Source organism: Aquirufa nivalisilvae (genome assembly GCF_003143535.1).
GTDB lineage: Bacteria > Bacteroidota > Bacteroidia > Cytophagales > Spirosomataceae > Aquirufa > Aquirufa nivalisilvae.
In genome coordinates this window covers 1,936,727-1,953,198 of the sequence record NZ_CP029346.1, presented here as the reverse complement: position 1 = coordinate 1,953,198, position 16,472 = coordinate 1,936,727, and the positions used below count along the sequence as shown (strand labels likewise).

Sequence of the window (16,472 nt, the reverse complement as noted above, 5' to 3'; positions counted from 1 at the left end):
TATCAGATTTTTAGTGATTATTCGAATTTTTGTAAGATTCGAAGAAGGTTTATATCTATATGCAGAAACAAAATATTTTCGATCGATTGAAAGATCGAATCCTAGTGCTTGACGGCGCTATGGGTTCTTTAATTCAACAGTATCAATTAACAGATGCCGATTACCGTGGAGAAAGATTTAAAGATTTTCCTCACGAAGTGAAGGGGAATAATGATTTGTTGTCCATTACTCGGCCAGATGTTATTAAGGAAATTCATGCCAAATATTTTGAAGCTGGAGCTGATATCGCAGAAACAAATACTTTTTCAGGTACCTCCATTGCCATGGCAGATTATCACATGGAGGATTTGGTATATGAGCTGAATTTTGAATCGGCTAAAATAGCCAAAGAAGTTGCTGACGAATTTAGTAGAAAAACTCCCGATCAACCACGCTATGTAGCAGGTTCCATTGGACCAACGAATAGAACACTTTCATTATCTCCTGACGTCAACGATCCAGGTTTTCGAGCTGTTTCTTTTGATGAATTAGTGGAAGCTTATCAAGAGCAGGTACGAGGTTTAGTTGAGGGTGGAGTCGATTTACTTTTGGTAGAAACTGTATTTGATACCTTAAATGCCAAAGCAGCTCTTTTTGCTATCGATCAATATTTCCAGCAGAATCCAGACAAGCCTTATTTGCCTGTCATGGTATCAGGTACGATCACGGATGCATCGGGAAGAACACTTTCTGGTCAAACGACAGAAGCATTTTTGGCTTCCATAGCCCACATGCCTTTGCTTTCAGTTGGTTTAAACTGTGCTTTAGGAGCGGATTTGATGCGACCATACATCAAGACGCTTTCTGATAAATCTCCTTTTTTAGTTTCGGCTCACCCTAATGCGGGTTTACCAAATGAAATGGGAGAGTATGACCAAAGCCCAGAGCAAATGGCCGTGGTGATTGAAGATTATTTACAAAATGGCTTTATTAATATCATTGGTGGATGTTGTGGAACTACCCCTGAACACATTCGTTTAATAGCGGAGACAGCAGCAAAGTATCCGCCACATCAATTGCCAACAAAAAATCTAAACCAAAAGCTTTCTGGTTTGGAGCCTTTGGAAATTACGGAATTGACCAATTTTGTTAACATTGGTGAACGGTGTAATGTAACTGGTTCTAAGAAATTTGCTCGTTTAATACGTGAAGAAAACTTTGAGGAAGCGATTGCCATTGCTAGAGAACAAGTGGATGGCGGAGCTCAAATATTGGATGTCAACCTGGATGAAGGAATGATTGATGGTGTCAAAATGATGCCTCAATTCCTGAATTTATTGATGTCAGAACCCGATATTTCACGTTTGCCCATCATGATAGACTCCTCTAAATGGGAAGTTATTGAAGCAGGCTTGAAATGTGTTCAAGGTAAGTCCGTTGTGAATTCGATTTCATTGAAAGAAGGAGAAGAACGCTTTATTGAATTAGCCAAAAAAGTAAAACGTTATGGTGCTTCCGTCGTGGTGATGGCCTTCGATGAGCAAGGTCAAGCGGATTCATACCAGCGTCGGATAGAAATATGTCAAAGAGCATATGATATTTTAGTCAATGTAGTGGCTTTCCCTCCACAGGATATCATTTTTGATCCCAATATATTGACCGTGGCAACTGGAATGGAAGAGCATAATAATTATGCCAATGATTTCATTGAAGCTACAGCTTGGATTAAGAAAAACCTTCCTTATGCTAAAGTGTCAGGTGGAGTTTCTAATATTTCGTTTTCTTTCCGAGGTAACGAAGTTGTTCGAGAGGCCATGCATACGGTATTTCTATACTACGCAATCCAAGCGGGTATGGACATGGGTATCGTTAATGCCAGTCAGCTAGGTGTTTATGATGAAATTTCTCAACCTTTAAGGGATCTTTGTGAAGATGTACTACTCAATAGAAATCCAGAAGCAACGGAGAAATTAGTGGCATTTGCCGATACAGTTAAGTCAGCTGGAAAAGAACAAGTAATCGATGATGCTTGGAGGAGATTACCTGTTAATAAGCGCCTTGAACATGCTTTAATCAAAGGTTTAACGGAGTTTATTGATGAAGATACCGAAGAGGCTAGAAAGCTTGTTGATCGTCCTATTCAAGTGATTGAAGGTCCATTGATGGACGGTATGAATGTGGTGGGAGATTTGTTTGGCGCTGGAAAAATGTTCTTACCACAAGTAGTAAAATCTGCCCGTGTCATGAAAAAGGCAGTAGCTTATTTGTTGCCATATATCGAAGCAGAGAAACAAGTAGGAGAGAGCTCTTCTGCTGGAAAAATATTATTAGCTACTGTCAAAGGCGATGTTCATGATATTGGAAAAAATATCGTGGGAGTTGTTTTAGCATGTAATAATTATGAAGTAATTGATTTAGGCGTCATGGTTTCCTGCGATAAGATTTTGGCTGCTGCCAAAGAGCATCAAGTGGATATTCTTGGCTTATCAGGGTTAATTACACCAAGTTTAGATGAAATGGTTTATGTCGCCAAAGAAATGAAGCGCATGGGCTTTACCATTCCATTGTTGATTGGAGGAGCAACCACTTCCCGCTTACATACGGCAGTGAAAATTGATCCTCACTATGACGGACCAGTTATTCACGTATTGGATGCTTCTCGCTCCGTACCTGTAGCAGGTAGATTATTGCAAAGTGAATTATCTCAAAAAGAAATATTCACCGAAATCAAGGAGGAATATGCGCAAATTCGAGTGCAACATGCAGCTCGTCAACAAGAGAAAAATTATTTGACGATTGACCAAGCTCGACAAAAATCAAGAGGAATCGATTGGTCTGAATTTCAAGCACATCAACCTAGTTTCTTAGGAGTAAAATACTTTGAAGATTATTCTTTGGCTGAAATAGCTAAATACATCGACTGGACTCCATTTTTTGCTACATGGCAACTGAGCGGTAAATACCCTCGTATATTTGATGATACCGTAGTTGGCCCTGAAGCCAAGAAGCTATTCCAAGATGCGCAGGATTTATTAGCAGTAATTATTCGAGATAAATCATTGCAAGCTAAAGCTGCTTTAGGATTTTTTCCTGCCAATGCTTTTGGTGATGATATTATATTGCATGATTTTAAGGTCAATGAAAATAAAGTGGCTTGTGAAAAACATGGAGAGCATATCCATGTGCAATATGAGATTCAAAAGAAGGATGCTAGCTCAGATTCTAGTCAATGGCTGCATCATTTGCGTCAACAAAATGTCAAGGCAGCCAATTTAGCGAACCACTGTTTAAGTGATTTTGTAGCTCCTTTGGAAACAGGTGTTACTGATTATGTAGGAGCTTTTGCTGTTACCGCAGGTATTGGAATTGAAGCTTTATTGGAAAAGTATGATAAGGCTCATGATGATTATAACTCGATCATGGTGAAAGCTTTAGCAGATAGGTTAGCCGAAGCATTGGCAGAATTGTTACACGAGCGAGTACGTAAAGAATTCTGGGGATATGAGCGAGACGAAGATTTATCCAATGAAGATCTAATTGCAGAGAAATATACAGGTATTCGCCCTGCTCCAGGTTACCCTGCTTGCCCTGATCACACTGAAAAGAAGCGTCTCTTTGAATTGTTAGATGCCGAAGATAAAATTGGGATTAAGTTGACTGAAAGTTATGCCATGTATCCGGCATCTTCCGTTTCAGGTTTTTACTTTTCCCATCCTAAATCAACTTATTATGGTTTAGGTAAAATTACCAAAGATCAAGTGGAGGATTATGCTCAACGTAAGCAGATGTCGGTAGAGGAAATTGAACGTTGGCTAAGTCCTGTATTAAATTACGATGCATAGAATATGACTAAAATAACTGAGTATTTTAAGAATTCAGGAGGTAAAACCTTATTTTCCATAGAAATCATACCTCCTGTTAAAGGACAACATTTAGGGGAGTTAATGGGGCATATTGAGCCATTGATGGAATTTAAGCCACCCTTTATAGAAGTTACCTACCACCGTGAAGAATTCATAGAGAAAGAGGTGAACGGGGAATTGAAAAGAATTCCTATTCGTAAACGTCCAGGTACCTTAGGAATCTGCGCTGCTTTGATGCAAAAGTTCAAAGTAGAAGCAGTTCCTCACGTTATTTGTGGAGGATTTACCCAAGAGGAGACGGAGGATTTCTTGATTGACTTACATTATTTAGGAATTGAAAATGTATTAGCCTTACGTGGTGACCAAGAAAAAGGAGAGGATCGATTTATCCCTAAATTAGGAGGACATGCTTATGCCAATGAATTGGTGGAGCAGATATGTCGAATGAATAAGGGTCAATTACTTTATGAAGAAACGGAATCATTCCCAACAAACTTTTGTGTAGGGGTAGCTGCCTATCCTGAGAAACATTTTGAAGCCGTTTCCTTAGAGACAGATCTACAGTATTTAAAACAAAAAGTGGATGCTGGGGCTGATTATGTAGTAACCCAAATGTTTTTTGATAATCAGAAATACTTTGATTTTGTGAAGGCTTGTCGGGCCATAGGAATAAATGTACCTATAATCCCAGGAATAAAACCATTAGCTACAGTTAAGCAATTGGAGGTATTACCAGCTATATTTCACTTAGAAATTCCAAACGATTTATCAAAAGCAGTTTTGGCTGCAACAAATTCGGCAGGTATCAAACAAGCTGGAATAGAATGGGCAATTCAGCAAGGAAAAGAATTAATCCAAGCAGGTGTCCCAGCTTTACATTTTTACACCATGAGTAAATCTGATAGTGTCCGATCCATCGCTTCGGCCTTATTTTAGTAAAAAAGAGCGATTGAGAAATCGCTCTTTTTTATTTACAAGACTCCTGTTTCTTCTAGCTTGACATGTTTCCAGTTTTCACCTGAACGAATGCGGTTAAGCTGAGTATGTGTAATGCCGAATTGCTTAGCAATCATTTTAAATCGACTTTTTTCCGATTTTAGCATTTTTTTAATCATCAAGACTTTGCTTTCCGTCAGCTTATAATTCTTGGTTCTTTTCGGAATTTGACGATTAATCACGCTTGGATTATTTTTATTGTGGGCAGTGACTAGACTTCGATTTCCCCAAACTAGATTTTCAGCTCGGTTATTCAATTTGTCATGATCCAAATGCAACACAAAATTGTCAGATTCTTCTTTTTTCTCAACAAAACATTCAGCCACTAATTTGTGGATATAGCGATTCGCAGATTTTTGCTGAAATCGAATATTGAGAGAACGATATCCCTGAATCATTGAACCTTGAATCAGATCACCCTCTGGATTATTCTGAAAACTTTTTACTCGGCCGTAATTAGAGATTTCATAATGAATTTGATTATCAAATTCGGGGAACGGAATGCGCTTCCATTGCTCATTCCAATAGTTTTTTAAGGCGGTCATAGAATTAAAGTACTTATTATAGAACGGGTAGTTTTGCAATTTAAATATATTATTCGAATTGCGAAAGTTTAGGTCAAAACGAAAAACTTCATTCAAAATTGTTAAATATTCTGATTCTTTATTTCAAAAAAGGTATGAGTGGTTTTTATTCGATTTAGCCATGGTTTAGAAATTTCTATTTAGCTTCCAAAATGATTGAATTTGATCCCTGAAAGCAATTTTTTAGCAAATTTATAGAAGGTGAGTATTTATTCAATTTGGCATTGATTCAGTAAATCAAGAACTTTATTCAAGTAAACTCGGTTCTAAAAGAATAGTAAAATATGACCTTAACTTTATCATAATTCATGAAAGTTTTAATTTACGGTGCCTCCATCAATCCTCAGCGTTACGCCTATTTGGCGGCTCATATGCTGCATAATAAAGGGCATGAAATTGTATTGGTGGGAATAAAAAATGGAGAATTATTGGGAACAAAGATCCATCCCATTGATTGGATAGAAGATAATGTAGATACGGTCACTTTATACGTAGGTCCACAAAATCAAAATGGCCTATTGGACTACATTAGAAAACTAAAACCAAGAAGAGTAATATTTAATCCAGGTACGGAAAATGAAAAGCTGAGGAAGAGCCTAGAAGAAGAGGGAATAGTGACAGATGAAGCCTGTACCTTGGTATTATTGCAAACAGGGCAATTTTAATAGGTATCTGTTAGTTTTTATCCCAACAGATACCGACTTTATTTAGATGGCCTTCAATACGAAGTCAAATTCTTCCATAATCAAGTTCGCTAGTAATTTCTTGCATGCATTGGTTACAATGTCATTGGCCTCTGCCTCTGAACTAGCTTCTATTTGCAGCTGAATATGTTTGCCAATACGCACATCAGCTACCTGATGTATATCTAAGTTTTGTAAACCGATACGCACAGCTTTACCTTGTGGATCAAGGATTTCTTTTTGAGGCATTACATTAATTTCAGCTAAAAATTTCATTTTTTTTGGGTATTAAGTATGTAAAGAACTCCTGAAAGGAGAATATAGGATGCTACTAACAGTGGCAATGCTACAAATTTAAGGAAAATCAGTCCAGCAACACAAAAAACTAGGAAAATGAATTTAATTTGATTGCTTTTCCAATCCCAAGTTTTAAACTTAAAGGCCATTAAGGGTAATTCACATACGAGTAAATAGCTCATGATAACAGAATAGATCAATAAGCCCTTAAAATTAAGTACGTATTCACTGAACTCCGGTTGAAATTCCAAAATGAGTGGTAAAGCAGCAATCACAATCCCGTTGGCCGGTGTAGGAACACCAATAAATTGATCACTTTGTCGGGTATCGACATTGAATTTGGCCAAACGATAGGCGGAAAATATAGCCAAAGAAAAAACGATAAATGGTTTATAAAAGCCAAATAATCCAACGGAACATTGTGTTGCACAACTAGCTTCTACTAAATGAAATAGCATAAATGCTGGTAATACACCAAAGGAAACCATATCGGCTAAGGAATCAAGTTCTTTGCCTAATTCCGAATATGCATGCAATAATCTTGCTAAAAAGCCATCCAAGAAATCAAATACAAGTGAAATTAAAATACAGTAGGAGGCCCATAATACATGCCCTTGCATAACAAAATAGAGACCAAAACAGCCTGACAATAAATTGCCAAGGGTTAAGGTATTGGGGATTTCTTTTTTGATTGACATCTTATGCTCTAACAAATGGATTTTGAATTTTCTCTATTCCAATGGTGGTACTTCCTCCATGACCAGGAAAAACTTCAGTTTCCTCTGGTAATACATATAATTCATTTTGAATACTGTTAACTAAGTCCGCATGATTGCACAATGGAAAATCAGTTCTTCCAATGCTTCTTCTAAATAATACATCTCCATCGATGAGCCAACCTTGTTCTTCCAAATAAAAGGCTACATGACCAGGTGCATGACCCGGAACAAATAAAACTTTAAGCTTCATTTCTCCTATTTCAATGACTTCATTGTCCACGAGAAAGCGGTCAACTTCCACAGCTTGGAAGGCAGGAAAACCATATACTGCCGCTCTATTGGCCGCATCATTTAATAAAGGTAAATCTTTGGGATGTAAGGCGAAAGGAACCTTAAAATGCTCTTTGATATAATGAACCCCCATCACATGGTCAATGTGCGCATGGGTATTGAGGCAATACTTCAATTGGATTCTCTTTGATTCAATAAACTCAGTAATTATTTTTCTTTCCTCATAATTGTGGCAACCTGGGTCAAAAATGATTCCATTTCCTTCATCATCCCAAAGCAAATAGGTGTTTTCTTGAAATGGGTTGAACGTAAAAACTTCTTTATATACCACGAATGACTTGTTTTGAATGCAAATTACTTATTTCCTGTAAATTGATGTTGCCCTAATAAGAATAAGCAGGGTTTTTTATGCAAATCAGGAGGAAGTTTAGCCCATGTTTCAGCCGTTTTAGTTTGTATGAACCCTGTTGGGGCTTGAATGTCGCATCCAATGCAGATTAATTGGTATTTGGGGCAAATCTGCAATAAATCCTCTAATAAGGCATTGTTTCGATAGGGCGTTTCAATGAATAGTTGAGTTTGTCCGGATTTGTCAACCTCTTTTTGTAATTGCTCTATTTTTTTCATTCGAGCATTTTTATCAATTGGCAAATAACCATGAAAACAAAAACTTTGTCCAGAAAAACCTGAAGCCATTAAGGCCAATAGGATAGAAGATGGACCAACCAATGAAACGACTTCAATTTGTAGTTGATGTGCAATGGATACAGCTAATGCTCCTGGATCGGCAATGCCTGGACAACCTGCTTCTGAAATGATACCAATGGAATGATTCGCTTTTACTTGTGTCTGAATGAATTTTTCAATGGTAGATGCACTGCTATCTTTATCTAATACTTCAAAAACTAAATCATCTATCTTGATCCCTAGTTTTAACTCGCTGATAAATCTCCTTGCCGTGCGAATATTTTCAACCAAAAAATGCTGACATGTCAATATGGCTTGACTAACCTCAGGTGCTAACACTTGAGTGGCAGTATTTTCAGCGATAGGACAAGGAATCAAATAGATTTTCATAAAATACTTCGTAAGACTTCAACAAAAGCCTCTGGTTGGTCTGCCTGAACCCAGTGACCTGCCTGAGGGACTTCAATCAGTTCAAAGTTGGGGAAAATTTCAGCAATATAGCGCTCATCTTCCGGCTGGATATAATGTGATTCTGCCCCTTTGATGAAATAGGCAGGAATGTTGACTGAGTTTTTAACCCAAAGTTCATGTCCTACCACATCGATATTTTTAGTGATAACCTTTACATTAATTCTCCAAGCGAATTCTTGTTGATCATTTCTATACAAGTTTTTTAATAAAAATTGACGAACTCCTTCTTTTTCCTCAAATCGCTTTAAATGTTCATTGGCTTCTGTTCTACTTGCCAAATTTTTCAAATCTAGGCTATTTAAGCCTTCCAAAATGGCGGTATGATGTACTGGGTAGAATTTGGGAGCAATGTCCACTACAATCATCTTTTGAGCTATATCAGGATGGTTTAAGGCAAATTGCATGACCACTTTACCTCCCATCGAGTGTCCTAAGATAATGGGTTTAACCAATTGATGTTCTTGAATAAACTCCAATAAATCTTCGGACATAACTTGGTAATCAAATTCATCTGACCAAGGTGATTGGCCATGATTTCTTTGATCCACTAAATAAACTTGGAATTGGTCAGCAAGTACTTTAGCAATTCCTAACCAGTTGTCCGATGAACCAAAAATCCCATGAAGTATAATGAGAGAAGGTCCTTGTTCTCCCACTTTTCTGAAGTATAATTTCATTTATTGAATATAAATAGCCTTTTCTTGTTGTTTTATTGTTTCCCCAATAAATTCTAATGAGAAACCTTGTGCTTGTGCAAATGATTCAAATTCAGATTGAAAATTCTTGTCGACCGCAATCAATAGCCCCCCTGAAGTTTGTGGATCAGCACCAATGAGTTGTTGAAATTCAGAAATACTTTCTTCAACTCGATGTCCATAACTAGCCCAATTTCTGGATGTTCCACCCGGAAAACATTTTTGCTCTAAATAATGACCAATCTGTGGTAAGGTCGGAATTTTATCAAAATACAATTGGGCACTGACTTTTGATCCATCGCACATTTCCACTAAATGACCCAATAAGCCAAAACCTGTTACGTCAGTTAATGACTTGACATATTCCAAAGGCCCTAATTTTTCACCCAAGTGATTGAGTGTACTCATTTGTTTGACAGCTATTGCTAGGTCCTCGGGGCTCACTATACCTCTTTTTTGAGCAGTAGATAAAATACCTACACCTAATGGTTTGGTTAAATACAATAGGCAATTGTCAGTAGCTTGATCGTTTTGCTTTAAATGCTCCTTTTTAACTTTACCTGTTACAGCTAAACCAAAAATGGGTTCAGGAGAATCGATGGAATGACCTCCTGCTAGAGGAATTCCGGCTTCAGCACAAGCGGCACGCCCACCTTCCAACACTTTTTTAGCAATCTCCGGAGCTAATTTGTCAATAGGCCATCCTAAAATAGCGATAGCCATTAGAGGAGAACCTCCCATGGCATAAATATCTGAAATAGCATTGGTAGCAGCAATTTTCCCAAAATCAAATGGATCATCAACAATGGGCATGAAGAAATCCGTGGTGGAAATGACAGCTTCTCCATTTTGCCAATCAAATACAGCAGCGTCATCCCTACTTTCATTTCCAACTAAAAGGAGGGGGTGATTTTTTTTTGGAGTATCGGTATGTAAAATTTGATCTAAAATTTGAGGTGAAATTTTACATCCGCAACCCGCTCCATGGGAAAATGAGGTCAATTTTATGCTAGTGTCCAATGTCTAAATTTTTAAATGAATGGTACAAAAATATTCTTTAAATAATTAAAAATTAAGTTTGTGTTAAGATTTAAGCCAAAATAGTACAATTAGATGACTATATTCATTTAAATAATTACAGAAAATGCCTTATAAGTTCTAATTATCAGTTGATTAGTGCAATTTATCATGAAATGACTTTTGTCAAACAGTTGTAGTATTTGATTTTTTCCATTTATTTTGTGTAAATATCTTTCAACTCAATTATAACTAAATTCCAAATTTATGCAGAAAAGATTTATTACTCGTTCTGTGTTATTGGGGGCGTTTTTTGCGCTTTTGATGGCATTGCCGATTGGGCAGCTATTTGCTCAAGTTACTAGCTCTTCTTTTACCGGTACGGTTACCGACGCTAAAGGAGAAGTTTTGCCAGGTGCTAGCGTTTTAGCTGTGCACACTCCATCAGGTACTAAGTATGGAGTAGCCACCAATGCCGCTGGTCGTTATACCCTCATTGGTGTTCGTGTGGGTGGACCATTTGTTCTAAAAGTAACTTTTGTTGGTTACAAAGAACAAGTTAAAGACAATTTATTTACTAGTTTAGGAACTTCCACTAACGTAAGTTTCAAGTTAGAAGAAGAAGGTCAGCAATTACAAGAAGTTGTAGTAAAATCTTCACGTTCTGATTTATTTAGTTCGAACAGAACAGGAGCTGCTACTTCATTTGCGACAGAAACTATCAATGGATTGCCAACGATTGGTCGTACTATTGATGATATTACTAAGTACAACGCATATAGTAATGGACGTTCATTTGCAGGACAAGATTCTCGTTTCAATAACTTCACTATTGATGGTTCGGTATTCAATAATGGTTTTGGTTTAGGTAGCTCATCTCAAGCAGGTGGTCGTACTAGTACAACGGCCGTTTCATTAGATGCGATAGAACAAATTCAAATCAATATTGCTCCATTTGATGTTCGTCAATCAGGTTTTGCGGGAGCTGGTATCAATGCCGTGACTCGTTCAGGAACCAATGATTTTACTGGTTCAGCATATCATATTTTTAGAAATAGTGATTTAGTAGGAAAGAAAGCTGATGGTAAAGATTTGCCACCAATTAATATTTCTGAAAAAACAACTGGATTTCGTGTAGGTGGTCCTTTGATTAAGGATAAATTATTCTTCTTTGCCAACTACGAAGAATTCAAGAGTTCTACTCCAGCATTAAACTGGTCGGCTAATCGTCCGGGTGCTACAGGTAACGTATCTCGAGTACTTGCCTCTGATATTGAAGATTTAGGAAATTTCATGAAGACAAATTTCAATTATGAAATTGGTGCAATTGATAATTTCAACAATGAGGTTACTTCAAAGAAAGGTTTGTTGCGTTTAGATTATAACATCAATAACAACAATAAGTTAACGATTCGTTACTCTCAACATGATTCTGAGTCTGGATCTATTATTTCTAACTCAAACAGTAGTAATACTGCAGGAAATGGTAACCGTACTAACTCTTCGTTGGCTTTATCTCCACAGAATACAGGTTATATCATTCAAGATAACACGCGTTCAATCGTGGCTGAATTAAACTCTACTATTAATTCTAAGTTTGCGAACAACTTCATTGCTACTTATAATAAGCAAATTGAAGATAGAGCTCAAACAGCTTTGTTCCCAACGATTGATATCTTAAAAGATGGTTCTACATATACATCTTTAGGAATGGATCCATTTACTCCAAACAACAAGTTGAATTATTCTACTTTGAATTTTACTAACAACTTGACTTATTTCAATGATAAACATACGTTCACATTCGGATTAAGTTATGAGTATTTTGTGTCAAATAACGTATTCTTCCCTTCATCGAATGGTGTCTATGTATTTAACTCAATCGCTGATTTCAAAACTGCTGCTTTAGCTTACAAAGCCAATCCAAATTTGGCTGTTTCTCCAGTAGTGATGCCTCGTTTCAACTACCGTTACTCTTTGTTGCCAGATGGTGCTGAGCCATTGCAGCAATTGAAAGTTTCGACTTATTCAGCCTATTTACAGGATGAATTCCAAGTGACTGACAAATTTAAAGTTACTGGTGGTGTACGTTTTGACTTATTCTCTTATGATAATTCAACTTCGAAGGATTTTTATAATCCAATTGTTGCAGGTTTGACTTACAAAGATGAAAATGGTAATGATTTGAAAGTAAACACAGGAGCATTTCCTCCAGCTAAATTATTGGTTTCTCCACGTATTGGATTTAACTATGATGTAAATGGTGACAAATCTCTACAAATTCGTGGTGGTACAGGTTTCTTCGTATCAAGAATTCCTCAAGTATTGGTTTCTAACCAATTGGGTAATAATGGTGTTAATACAGCGGTTATTTCTGCTTCAAACACTACTGCTTATCCATTTACAATGAATCCAACTGTTTACAAGCCAGCTACTACTGACATTAATAAATTGCCAGCTTATGTAGTAAATGCATCGACAGAAGATTTGAAAAACCCAATGATTTGGAAAACTAACTTTGCTGTTGATAAGAAATTACCTTGGGGCTTAGTTGGAACATTAGAGGCTATTTATAATAAAAACCTTAACTCATTGCGTTACATAGACGCTAACTTAAAAGCACCAACAGCTAATTTTGTAGGTCCAGATACTCGTAGCCGTTTTGCTACAGCTGGTCGTTTTATCAATGCAGCTACTACGAACGTATTCGTGTTAACTAATACAGATAAAGGAGAGTCTTACTCTTTCACAGCTAAATTAGAGAAACCAACTGTAGATGGTTTTGGTGGAATGTTAGGTTATACTTATGCAGTTGCTAAGGATATTCAATCTGTTGGTTCTACTGTACAAGCTAACATTGCTACAGAATACGGTCAAAACTATTTGGGTACTTCTTATTCAGATAACGACTTGCGTCACCGTTTTGTAGGATTTGTTAACTACCGTTTGAATTACGGTGGTAAATTAGGTGGATCTACTATGTTTACTTTAGGTGCAGTTTCATCTTCAGGTTACCGTCAATCATATACTTTTGGTGCTGACTTCAATGGTGATGGTCAAACAAACGACTTGATTTTTGTTCCTTACAAAGGTTCTGATTTGACTTTCACTCCTCAAACTATCAACGGACGTACTTATTCAGCTGCTGAGCAAGCTGCGGCTTTTGATGCTTTCATTGATGGAAATGATTATTTGAAAAATCGTCGTGGAATGTATGCTGAGCGTAACGGAGCTTATTCTCCTTGGTTAACTCGTTTCGACTTTACTGTTGAGCAAGATTTCCATATCAAGACGGGTAAAAACAAAAGAAATATCATCCGTTTACGTGCTGATATCTTGAACGTAGGTAACTTAATTGATAATACTTGGGGTGTAGGTTGGGTTCCAACGAATGCTAACCCATTGCGTTTCACTACAGCATCTAATGGTACTGTTACTTACCAAATGGGAACTCAAGTTATTCAAAATGCTTCAGGAGCAAACGAAACAATTTTATTACGTGATTCATTCGTGAAATCAATCAACGTAAATAATGTTTGGCAAGCTCAATTGGGTATTCGTTATATCTTCGAATAGTCGAAATATACAATTTCAATATGTTAAAACAGGCTGCCCATTGGGCAGCCTGTTTTGTTTTCAACGCATTTTTCTCACGCTGGCAAGGTTTGGAACCTTGACAGCGTTGTGCGTTGATAACGATTTTGAAAATAATTTTATTTTAATTCAATTCTTCTTATCAAGTTCTAGATAAATATCGGACAAAAAAAAGCCAGCAATTGCTGGCTTTTACTTTCAATGTTATTCTTGGATTTTATTTAAACTCCTTATGATGTGCTAATCGATGTAAGTCATCTTGACTTAATGATTTGAAATATTCATAGGTGATTTTTAATCCTTCAGCTCTAGAAACCTTGGGTTCCCAGCCTAATATAGCTTTTGCTTTGGTAATATCTGGTTTTCTTTGTTTGGGATCATCCGTTGGCAAAGGAAGTGAAATTAATTTCTGACTTGTTCCAGTTAATTTGATAATTTCTTCTCCAAACTCTTTGATAGTGATTTCATCTGGATTACCAATATTTACTGGCTGGGCATAATCGCTAAGCAATAAACGGTATATTCCTTCAACCAAATCATCTACATAGCAAAAAGCTCTAGTTTGAGAGCCATCACCAAACATGGTTAAATCTTCTCCACGTAAGGCTTGACCAATAAATGCAGGTAAAACACGACCATCATTCAGACGCATTCTTGGCCCATAGGTATTGAAAATACGTACGATTCTAGTTTCAACACCATGATAAGTGTGATATGCCATGGTCATAGCCTCCTGAAAGCGCTTAGCTTCGTCATAGACTCCTCTTGGACCAACTGGGTTCACATTTCCCCAATACTCTTCTGTTTGAGGATGAACCAAAGGATCTCCATAAACTTCGGAAGTAGAGGCAATCAGTACACGGGCATTTTTGACACGTGCTAATCCCAAACAATTATGAATTCCCAAAGAACCTACTTTTAAGGTTTGAATGGGAATTTTTAAATAATCAATAGGGGAGGCAGGTGAAGCAAAATGAAGAATATAATCTAATTCACCGGGTACGTGGATGAACTTAGATACATCATGATGATAAAATTCAAAATTGGGAAGCTTAAAAAGGTGCTCAATGTTTTTTAAATCGCCTGTGATCAAATTATCCATGGCAATCACATGAAAACCTTCTTTGATAAAACGATCACAAAGATGTGATCCTAAAAATCCAGCTCCTCCAGTTATTAATACTCTTTTCATTTCAATGATTTATGATAATATGGTTTGACGGCCAATCGAATAATAAGTATATCCTAATTCCTTCATTTGAGATAATTCATATAAATTTCTGCCATCAAAAATGACTTTATTTTTAAGTAATGAATCCATTTTCTCGAAATCAGGAGTACGGAATTGAGGCCATTCTGTGACAATTAACAGTGCATCAGCTTCTTCCAAGGCTTCATAAGGATTTTTACAAAACTGAACGCTGTCTCCTAATAAAGCCTGAACATTAGGCATAGCCTCTGGATCATACGCTTTAATGGTACATCCCGCCTCCAACAACGCTTCAATGTTATATAAGGCAGGAGCTTCACGAATATCATCAGTATATGGCTTAAATGCCAATCCCCAAATGGCAATGGTTTTACCAGCTAAATCATGGTTGAAATACTGACGTACTTGAGGTAATAATTTGGTCTTTTGGTTTTCATTAACCCGCATGACACTATCCAAAATATGGAATTTATAATTATTCTCTTCGGATGTTTTTGCCAGAGCTTGAACATCTTTTGGAAAACAACTTCCTCCATATCCTATACCCGCAAACAAAAAGCGCTTACCAATCCGAGAATCGGTACCAATACCTCTACGAATATCGTCCACATTGGCTCCTACCAATTCACACAAATTGGCAATTTCATTCATAAAGGTGATTTTGGTTGCTAAAAATGCATTTGCGGCATATTTAGTCATCTCCGCAGAACGTTCATCCATAAAAATGATTGGATTTCCTTGACGAACTAAGGGAGCATATAATTTGGTCATTAATTCCTTGGCTCTGTCTGATTCGGTTCCAATCACCACGCGGTCTGGTTTCATAAAATCTTCTACTGCCACTCCTTCGCGTAAAAATTCTGGATTTGATACCACATCAAATGGCACTTTGGCATTTTTAGCAATAGCATTTTTGACCAATTCAGATGTTCCAACAGGAACTGTACTTTTATCAATAATGACCGTATATTCTTTTAATAAAGGACCTAAATCATTAGCTACTTGTAATATGTATTTCAAATCTGCTGAACCATCTTCTCCTGGAGGGGTAGGAAGTGCCAAAAAGATTACTTTGGCTCCTTCAATTCCTTCCACCAATGAAGTGGTAAAGTTTAATCGACCTTCTTCCACATTGCGGTGAAATAAATCTTCCAAACCTGGTTCATAAATGGGTACTACACCCGCTTTCATTTGATTAATCTTAGCCTCATTGATGTCTACACATGTGACGTGGTTACCTGTTTCTGAAAAACATGTTCCTGTGACAAGGCCAACATATCCCGTTCCTACTACCGCAATTTTCATGGGTTAATCTTTATTTAGTTCAAAAATTTGGCTCAAAATTAGCCATTTTTCTTATAAAATTTATAATTGAATTGGAATATC

13 protein-coding genes are annotated in these 16,472 nt (G+C 37.0%); 4 read left to right on the top strand and 9 right to left on the bottom strand.

Annotated features, from left to right (window positions below):
• The first annotated feature begins 59 nt into the window (after positions 1 to 59).
• Together metH and metF are read left to right on the top strand one after the other, a co-directional pair.
• A complete protein-coding gene (metH, locus tag HME7025_RS08645; protein ID WP_109323249.1) occupies positions 60 to 3,821 on the top strand; it encodes a methionine synthase in 3,762 nt (1,253 codons plus the stop codon).
• A gap of 3 nt (positions 3,822 to 3,824) precedes the next feature.
• Positions 3,825 to 4,778, top strand: coding sequence for a methylenetetrahydrofolate reductase [NAD(P)H] (gene metF / locus HME7025_RS08640; protein ID WP_109323248.1), 954 nt, complete (start codon positions 3,825 to 3,827; stop codon positions 4,776 to 4,778).
• Positions 4,779 to 4,813: 35 nt separating this feature from the next.
• Here metF and HME7025_RS08635 read toward each other — a convergent pair whose 3' ends face one another.
• Entirely contained in the window at positions 4,814 to 5,383 is a 570-nt protein-coding gene (locus HME7025_RS08635) for an NUMOD4 domain-containing protein (protein WP_109323247.1), read from the bottom strand.
• Between the two features lie 347 nt (positions 5,384 to 5,730).
• Between HME7025_RS08635 and HME7025_RS08630 the strand changes: the two genes are divergently transcribed.
• Positions 5,731 to 6,087: a CoA-binding protein gene (locus tag HME7025_RS08630; RefSeq protein WP_109323246.1), complete on the top strand. Its 357-nt coding sequence runs from the start codon at positions 5,731 to 5,733 to the stop codon at positions 6,085 to 6,087.
• Between the two features lie 42 nt (positions 6,088 to 6,129).
• Here the strand turns inward: HME7025_RS08630 and purS are convergent, their stop codons facing one another.
• The 6 genes from purS to selD are packed head-to-tail and all read right to left on the bottom strand — an operon-like array spanning position 6,130 to position 10,285.
• Positions 6,130 to 6,381 carry a phosphoribosylformylglycinamidine synthase subunit PurS gene (purS, locus tag HME7025_RS08625; protein ID WP_109323245.1) on the bottom strand — a complete coding sequence of 84 codons (252 nt, stop codon included), beginning with the start codon at positions 6,379 to 6,381 and terminating at the stop codon, positions 6,130 to 6,132.
• Positions 6,378 to 7,100, bottom strand: a complete 723-nt coding sequence (locus tag HME7025_RS08620) for a CDP-alcohol phosphatidyltransferase family protein (RefSeq protein ID WP_109323244.1) — start codon at positions 7,098 to 7,100, stop codon at positions 6,378 to 6,380. The genes purS and HME7025_RS08620 overlap by 4 nt, the downstream gene beginning before the upstream one ends.
• Position 7,101: 1 nt before the next feature.
• Complete coding sequence (locus HME7025_RS08615) at positions 7,102 to 7,743, bottom strand: MBL fold metallo-hydrolase (protein WP_226998197.1); 642 nt, start codon at positions 7,741 to 7,743, stop codon at positions 7,102 to 7,104.
• Between the two features lie 23 nt (positions 7,744 to 7,766).
• Positions 7,767 to 8,489 carry an SAM-dependent methyltransferase gene (locus tag HME7025_RS08610; protein WP_109323242.1) on the bottom strand — a complete coding sequence of 241 codons (723 nt, stop codon included), beginning with the start codon at positions 8,487 to 8,489 and terminating at the stop codon, positions 7,767 to 7,769.
• Positions 8,486 to 9,247 carry an alpha/beta fold hydrolase gene (locus HME7025_RS08605; protein ID WP_109323241.1) on the bottom strand — a complete coding sequence of 254 codons (762 nt, stop codon included), beginning with the start codon at positions 9,245 to 9,247 and terminating at the stop codon, positions 8,486 to 8,488. Before HME7025_RS08605 ends, HME7025_RS08610 begins: the two co-directional genes overlap by 4 nt.
• Positions 9,248 to 10,285, bottom strand: coding sequence for a selenide, water dikinase SelD (gene selD, locus HME7025_RS08600; RefSeq protein ID WP_109323240.1), 1,038 nt, complete (start codon positions 10,283 to 10,285; stop codon positions 9,248 to 9,250).
• Between the two features lie 264 nt (positions 10,286 to 10,549).
• Here selD and HME7025_RS08595 point away from each other — a divergent pair, with 264 nt between their 5' ends.
• Positions 10,550 to 13,858 carry a TonB-dependent receptor gene (locus tag HME7025_RS08595; protein ID WP_109323239.1) on the top strand — a complete coding sequence of 1,103 codons (3,309 nt, stop codon included), beginning with the start codon at positions 10,550 to 10,552 and terminating at the stop codon, positions 13,856 to 13,858.
• A gap of 235 nt (positions 13,859 to 14,093) precedes the next feature.
• Here HME7025_RS08595 and HME7025_RS08590 read toward each other — a convergent pair whose 3' ends face one another.
• Both HME7025_RS08590 and HME7025_RS08585 read right to left on the bottom strand, forming a co-directional pair.
• Positions 14,094 to 15,068 carry a UDP-glucuronic acid decarboxylase family protein gene (locus tag HME7025_RS08590; protein WP_109323238.1) on the bottom strand — a complete coding sequence of 325 codons (975 nt, stop codon included), beginning with the start codon at positions 15,066 to 15,068 and terminating at the stop codon, positions 14,094 to 14,096.
• 9 nt (positions 15,069 to 15,077) lie between these two features.
• Positions 15,078 to 16,391 carry a UDP-glucose dehydrogenase family protein gene (locus HME7025_RS08585; RefSeq protein WP_109323237.1) on the bottom strand — a complete coding sequence of 438 codons (1,314 nt, stop codon included), beginning with the start codon at positions 16,389 to 16,391 and terminating at the stop codon, positions 15,078 to 15,080.
• Positions 16,392 to 16,472: the final 81 nt, after the last annotated feature.

Excerpts from the sequence above, each read along its gene's own strand:
- metH (WP_109323249.1), top strand. The coding sequence starts at position 60 with ATGCAGAAACAAAATATTTTCGATCGATTGAAAGATCGAATCCTAGTG.
- metF (WP_109323248.1), top strand. The coding sequence starts at position 3,825 with ATGACTAAAATAACTGAGTATTTTAAGAATTCAGGAGGTAAAACCTTA.
- HME7025_RS08635 (WP_109323247.1), bottom strand. The coding sequence starts at position 5,383 with ATGACCGCCTTAAAAAACTATTGGAATGAGCAATGGAAGCGCATTCCG.
- HME7025_RS08630 (WP_109323246.1), top strand. The coding sequence starts at position 5,731 with ATGAAAGTTTTAATTTACGGTGCCTCCATCAATCCTCAGCGTTACGCC.
- purS (WP_109323245.1), bottom strand. The coding sequence starts at position 6,381 with ATGAAATTTTTAGCTGAAATTAATGTAATGCCTCAAAAAGAAATCCTT.
- HME7025_RS08620 (WP_109323244.1), bottom strand. The coding sequence starts at position 7,100 with ATGTCAATCAAAAAAGAAATCCCCAATACCTTAACCCTTGGCAATTTA.
- HME7025_RS08610 (WP_109323242.1), bottom strand. The coding sequence starts at position 8,489 with ATGAAAATCTATTTGATTCCTTGTCCTATCGCTGAAAATACTGCCACT.
- HME7025_RS08605 (WP_109323241.1), bottom strand. The coding sequence starts at position 9,247 with ATGAAATTATACTTCAGAAAAGTGGGAGAACAAGGACCTTCTCTCATT.
- HME7025_RS08595 (WP_109323239.1), top strand. The coding sequence starts at position 10,550 with ATGCAGAAAAGATTTATTACTCGTTCTGTGTTATTGGGGGCGTTTTTT.
- HME7025_RS08590 (WP_109323238.1), bottom strand. The coding sequence starts at position 15,068 with ATGAAAAGAGTATTAATAACTGGAGGAGCTGGATTTTTAGGATCACAT.
- HME7025_RS08585 (WP_109323237.1), bottom strand. The coding sequence starts at position 16,391 with ATGAAAATTGCGGTAGTAGGAACGGGATATGTTGGCCTTGTCACAGGA.